Here is a 5540-nt window from a genome sequence, read left to right as displayed (position 1 = left end):
GCNGGGTGCCGCGGGGCGCGACGCGACGGGGAACTGCCCCGTCGGCGGCGCGGTCGGCGACCGCCCGCTCGCGGGCTGCGCCGGGCTCGCGGGGGCGGCCGCGCTATCCGCGGCGCTCTCGTCGGGTCGCTCGGCCGCGGCCCGGCGTGCCGGGGGCGCGCCGGCGGCACCGTCGGACGATGCGGCGGGCGCCGCGGTCCGGGCCGCCGCGCGACGCTCGCGCACCCGGATCTCCGACGGATCGGCGTCGGGGTGGCTCGCGGTGTAGCGCTGCGCGGCCTGGGCGCTCACGGCCACCCGCTTCGGCTTGGCGAGCAGCGTGGCGATGGCGGTGGTGAGCGGCACGGACAGGGCGAGGCCGATGCCGCCGACGAAGGCGCGGACCAGCTCGATCGCCACCGAGTCCGAGGTCAGCACCTGTCCCAGCGGCCGCCCCGCGATGGAGAAGAGCAGCAGCAGCGGCAGCGCGGTGCCGACGTACGCGAACACCAGGGTGTACACCGTGGACGCGATGTGGTCGCGGCCCACGCGCATCGCGGAGAGGAAGGTGCGGCGCCGCGAGGACTTCGGTGAGAGCTTCGCGAGCTCGAAGGTCGCCGAGGACTGCGTGATCGTCACGTCGTTGAGCACGCCCAGCGCGCCGATGACGAAGCCCGCGAGCAGCACGCCCGAGGTCGATACCGTCGCGGCGTACGCCTGCAGGTTGGTGGTGTCCTCACTGCTCAGGCCCGTGACCTGGGTCGTCGCGGTCGCGAGCCAGGCCAGCACCCCACACACCGCGAGCGAACACAGCGTCCCCAACAACGCCGCCGAGGTGCGCAGCGAGACGCCGTGTGCCAGGTACAGCACCAGGTAGAGGATCACCGCCGACGCGACCAGTGCCACCCACACGGCCGAGTGCCCGTCGAGGATGGAGGGCAGTGCGAAGAAGACGATCACCACGCCCGACAGCGCGAGGCCGAGCAGGGCCCGCAGGCCGCGCCACTGCGCCACCGCGATCACGACGGCCGCGAACACCAGGCCCCACACCCACAGCGAGACGCCGCGCGCGTAGTCGTAGAAGGCGTAGTTCGACGGCGAGCCCGCCACGCCGCCGCCGTTCCAGCTCATCATGATCTTCGTGCCGGGCGCGAGGTCGGGCTGCCCGGTGCCGGGGGTGGCCGGACGGGACGTGTCGATGCCCGACGGTGCCGCGTCCGGCGAGGCCTTGCCCGGCACGGCGGAGACGTTCATCCGCTGCGTGCCGATGGAGAACATCGTCCATTTGCCGGCGTCCGGGCCGCTGGTGATCTTGACGGAGCTGTTGAGGCAGCCGCCGTCGGCGTTGAGCACCGGATGCGGCTCGGTGTCGCTGAGCTGCCCGTTCCCGGACGGGGAGAAGTCGCAGTTGCCGACCAGCTGCTCGGAGACCTCGCCCTTCGCCAGCGTCGGCGTCTGCGGCCCGGACGGCACGCTGACGCGGATCTGGGACGGCCAGAGCAGGATCACGCCCGCCACGACGAGGACGCCGATCACGGCGAGCAGGCCGACCACGACCCGCGACGCCCATCTCCCGAGGGAGATGTTGGTCAGCGAGTGGCTGTGCACGTGCGCTGCGGCGTCGTCGTGCACGTCGTGGTCGTGGTCGGCTGTCACGCCGACACCCTACTTCTGCTTGTAGGAACTCAGGAAGTTGCCGAAACGATCGAGGGCCTCGGCGAGGTCGCGCGCCCAGGGGAGGGTGACGACGCGGAGGTGGTCGGGCGTGGGCCAGTTGAAGCCGGTGCCCTGCACCAGGAGGATCTTCTCCTGGTTGAGCAGGTCGAGCACCATCTGCTCGTCGTCGCGGATCTCGTGCACGCCGGGGTCCAGTTTGGGGAAGGCGTAGAGGGCGCCCTTCGGCTTGACGCAGCTCACCCCGTCGATGGCGTTGAGCTTCTCGAAGGCCACGTCGCGCTGCTCGAGCAGCCGCCCGCCGGGCAGGATCAGGTCGTTGATCGACTGGTAGCCGCCGAGCGCCACCTGGATCGCGTGCTGCGCGGGGACGTTGGGGCACAGGCGCGTCGACGCCAGGAGGGTCAGTCCCTCGATGAAGCCGGAGGCGTGGTCCTTGGGCCCGGTGAGCACCATCCAGCCGGCGCGGTAGCCGCATACGCGGTAGGCCTTGGACAGGCCGTTGAAGGTGCAGACGAGCAGGTCCGGGGCGAGCTCGGCGATGGAGATGTGCTGGGCGCCGTCGTAGAGGATGCGGTCGTAGATCTCGTCGGCCAGCACCAGCAGCGAATGCTTGCGCGCCACCTCCACGATCTGCTGCAGCGTCTCGCGCGAGTAGACGGCGCCCGTCGGGTTGTTCGGGTTGATCACGACGATCGCCTTGGTGCGCGGTGTGATCTTCGCCTCGATGTCCTCGACCGACGGGTTCCAGCCGTTGTCCTCGTCGCACAGGTAGTGCACCGGGGTGCCGCCGGACAGGCTCGTCATGGCCGTCCACAGGGGGTAGTCGGGCGCGGGGATGAGCACCTCGTCGCCGTTGTTCAGCAGCGCCTGCAGCGTCATGGTGATGAGCTCCGAGACCCCGTTGCCGAGGTACACGTCGCCGATGTCGAAGTACGGGAAGTCCTGGACCTCCTCGTACCGGGTCACCACGGCCCGTCGCGCGGAGGCGATGCCCTGGGACTCGCTGTAGCCCTGCGAGGTGGGCAGGGCGTGGATCATGTCGCGGACGATGGAGTCCGGCGCCTCGAAGCCGAAGGTCGCCGGGTTGCCGATGTTCAGCTTGAGGATGCGGTGCCCCTGCGCCTCGAGCCGAGCCGCCTGTGCCACCACGGGTCCGCGGATCTCGTACAGCACGTTCTGCAGCTTGGCGGACTGCTCGAGCGGCTTGAGTTCGGTGCGGATGTGGGGCACATGCGGTCGGCTCATGGGCTATATCGTCGCAGGTTGCGGCAAATCCTTTTCGCTCACCTCGGTCTTGTCCGACGGTGCCGCCCCCGCCGCCCGGTGCTTGGCCGCGCCGATCACGAGCAGGGCGTAGCCGACGACGATCCAGGCGCCGAGGACCGCGAACGCCGCTCCGGCGCCGGCGCCGAGGAGCGAGCCGTCGGCGAAGAACGCCGCGCTGCGCAGGGCCGTGCCGGTGGCGCCGATCGGCAGGCTCTGGCCCAGCACCGCCCAGACGTGCGGCAGGAACTCCGGCGGCATCGCGATGCCGGCCAGCGGCATGCCGACCAGCATGAACAGCAGCGCCGCGGGCGCGATGCCCTTGGTGCCCGCCAGCTGGACCAGTCCGGCGACGGTCGACCCGATGGCGAGCATCCCCGCGCTCATCGCGAGCCACTGGCCCCAGAAGCCGCCGGGCAGCACGCCGATCCACATGGCCGCGCCCACCGCGGCGGCGCCGATGATCGCCGCGCCGATGGGCAGTGCGACGGCGACGATCTTCGGGTGGCCGCCGATCATGACCGTGGCCAGCGCCAGCACCATGCCGGAGAGGAAGACGGGCATCACGATGGAGCCGAACCCGGCGCCGCGCGGGTCGTCGGCGGACAGCGGCGCAACCTCGACGGTCTGCACCTTCTGCCCCTGCGCCACCGCGGTCGCCAACTGCGTGATGATCGGCGCGACGGCGGGCGAGGCGCCGCTCGCGACGACCGCCTTCGGCTGCGCGCCCAGCGTGGCGGGGCTCGCGGGGACGATGCCGCCGTAGACCTCGCGGTCCTTCGCGGCCTGAATCAGCGCGGCCTCGGATTCGTAGGCGTGCACCGCGAAGGCGTCGGGCTGTTGCGCGTCGAGCCGCTGCTCGACCTGCTGCGCCGCGGCCGCCGGCCCGACGACGCCGATCGGCAGGTCGTGCGGCTTGCCGTGCGAGGCGGGGCCGGTGAACAGCAGGACGATGAGCGGGATCGCGATCGCCAGCGCGGCGAACACCGCGGCGAGCTTCGCGTGGGACTTGCTCATGGTGGAGCACCTCCAGGTATTTCAACGTGTGATGAAACCGAGCGTACGGCCGCACGACGGGAGAAGTCAACAGATGTTGAAATCCTGCTAGGATCGCTGCATGACGACGGGCAGGCGGGCGGGCACCAGCACCGCGAAGGCGGACATCCTCGAGGCGGCGCGGGAGCTCTTCGCCGAGGTGGGCTACGACCGGGCCACGATCCGCGCCATCGCCGCGCGTGCGGGTGTCGACGTGGCGCTGGTCTCGTACTACTACGGCAACAAGAAGGGCCTGTTCCGGGGCGTGATGAGCATGCCGGTCGACCCGGAGGCGATCTTCACGGCCGCGCTCGACGGGCCGCGCGAGGGCGTGGGGGAGCGGCTCGTCCGGGCCGCGCTCACGGTCTGGGAGGGCCCGGAGACCAGCGAAGCCTTCCGGGCGCTGCTGCGGGCCGCGGTGGACGCGGACGAGGGCGCGGCGAAGACCTTCGGCGAGTTCCTGTCGTCGGTGATGATCCCGACGCTGACGAAACACTCGGGGATCACGATCGAGACGGCGCGGGTGGTCGCCAGCACGATGTTCGGGCTGGCCTTCCTGCGGTACCTGATCGGTGCGCCGCTGTTCGTCGAGCCGGCGGTCGAGGAGCTGGTGGCGACCTACGGCGCGGCGATCCAGCGCATCGTCGACGGCGACGCCGGCTGACCCGTCCTGAAACCGGCCGAATTCCGGCCGACGATCGAAATACTGCGCCGTGACGCAGGAATCGGTCGGTTTCTAGAGCCGATCGCCCGGTGCGGGCAGGATCTCGGTGGGTTCGACGACCTCGGTCGTCGGCGCGGCGGCGGGCGCGGCCGCGGGGGTGGCGACCTCCGGGTCCTCGTCGTCGCCGAGGTTGTGGAACGCGCGCCCCAGCTCCTCGGAGACGTTGATGATCCGCGCCTTCTTGATCTCCGGCTTGTCGATCTCCTCGGCGACGTACTGCGCGATGAACCGCCGGATCTCCGAGTCGACGCTGGCGACCACGCGCACGATCGAGCCGCGGATCGTGCGCGATTCCACGTCGACCCACACGTCCTTCGGCCGCGGCGGGTCCACCTCGATGCGCAGTTCCAGCGGCGCCGCGGCACGCACCGTGAGCGGCAGCGTGATGAGTCCGGCCACGTCGTACCGGATCCGGTCCACCTTGAGGTCGATCAGCAGGCCGATGCGCAGCGGGATCTTCACCGTGAAGGTGATGAGCTCGCCCACCTGTCGGGTGAGCTGCGGCTCGTCGATCTCGACCTGCGCCCACACCTTGGCCATCCCACCGGGGCCCGACGGGATCGGGCCCACGGTGAAATCACCGCCGGCGATATCGGCGAACGCGGAGCCCACACGCTCCTCGTTCACGGCGATCTCGAAGAACCGCCGCCCGAACTCCTCGTAACTCACGTACTCAGGCACGCGGACCATCCTGCCCTATGGGCGATAGGGATTCGTCGTGAACCAATCACTTCCGGCCGCCGGGGCGCTTCGCGCCCGCCGCGATCCCGAAGCCCTTGGCCTTCGACTCACCCTCCGTGCTCACCGTCCGGTCGCTGCCGCCCGACGGTGCCGGAGCCGCAGGAGCTGCGGTTTCCGGCNC

5 protein-coding genes are annotated in these 5540 nt (G+C 70.8%); 1 reads left to right on the top strand and 4 read right to left on the bottom strand.

What is annotated here, in order from left to right; translation table 11 throughout:
• The 3 genes from ACNAYW_RS24620 to ACNAYW_RS24610 form a co-directional block, all read right to left on the bottom strand.
• On the bottom strand, window positions 1–1110 hold a 1110-nt coding region (locus tag ACNAYW_RS24620), incomplete at its 3' end, for a YibE/F family protein (RefSeq protein ID WP_415852226.1).
• Between the two features lie 534 nt (window positions 1111–1644).
• On the bottom strand, window positions 1645–2901 hold the full coding sequence (locus ACNAYW_RS24615) for a pyridoxal phosphate-dependent aminotransferase (protein WP_415852225.1): 1257 nt from the start codon (window positions 2899–2901) through the stop codon (window positions 1645–1647).
• A gap of 3 nt (window positions 2902–2904) precedes the next feature.
• Complete coding sequence (locus ACNAYW_RS24610; protein WP_415852224.1) at window positions 2905–3936, bottom strand: ABC transporter permease; 1032 nt, start codon at window positions 3934–3936, stop codon at window positions 2905–2907.
• A gap of 100 nt (window positions 3937–4036) precedes the next feature.
• Here ACNAYW_RS24610 and ACNAYW_RS24605 point away from each other — a divergent pair, with 100 nt between their 5' ends.
• A complete protein-coding gene (locus ACNAYW_RS24605; protein WP_415852223.1) occupies window positions 4037–4618 on the top strand; it encodes a TetR/AcrR family transcriptional regulator in 582 nt (193 codons plus the stop codon).
• 72 nt (window positions 4619–4690) lie between these two features.
• On the opposite strand, the gene ACNAYW_RS24600 is transcribed toward ACNAYW_RS24605, so the two are convergent.
• Window positions 4691–5359, bottom strand: a complete 669-nt coding sequence (locus ACNAYW_RS24600; protein WP_415852222.1) for a hypothetical protein — start codon at window positions 5357–5359, stop codon at window positions 4691–4693.
• Window positions 5360–5540: the final 181 nt, after the last annotated feature.

The organism is Tsukamurella ocularis (genome assembly GCF_965138335.1).
GTDB classification, from domain to species: Bacteria; Actinomycetota; Actinomycetes; order Mycobacteriales; family Mycobacteriaceae; genus Tsukamurella; species Tsukamurella ocularis_A.
The sequence above is the reverse complement of the archived record's forward strand: the minus strand, read 5'-3'. Positions and strand labels throughout refer to the sequence as shown.

What these genes read in the sequence shown, in the direction of transcription:
- ACNAYW_RS24615 (WP_415852225.1), bottom strand. Translation starts at nt 2,901, where the DNA reads ATGAGCCGACCGCATGTGCCCCACATCCGCACCGAACTCAAGCCGCTC.
- ACNAYW_RS24605 (WP_415852223.1), top strand. Translation starts at nt 4,037, where the DNA reads ATGACGACGGGCAGGCGGGCGGGCACCAGCACCGCGAAGGCGGACATC.
- ACNAYW_RS24610 (WP_415852224.1), bottom strand. Translation starts at nt 3,936, where the DNA reads ATGAGCAAGTCCCACGCGAAGCTCGCCGCGGTGTTCGCCGCGCTGGCG.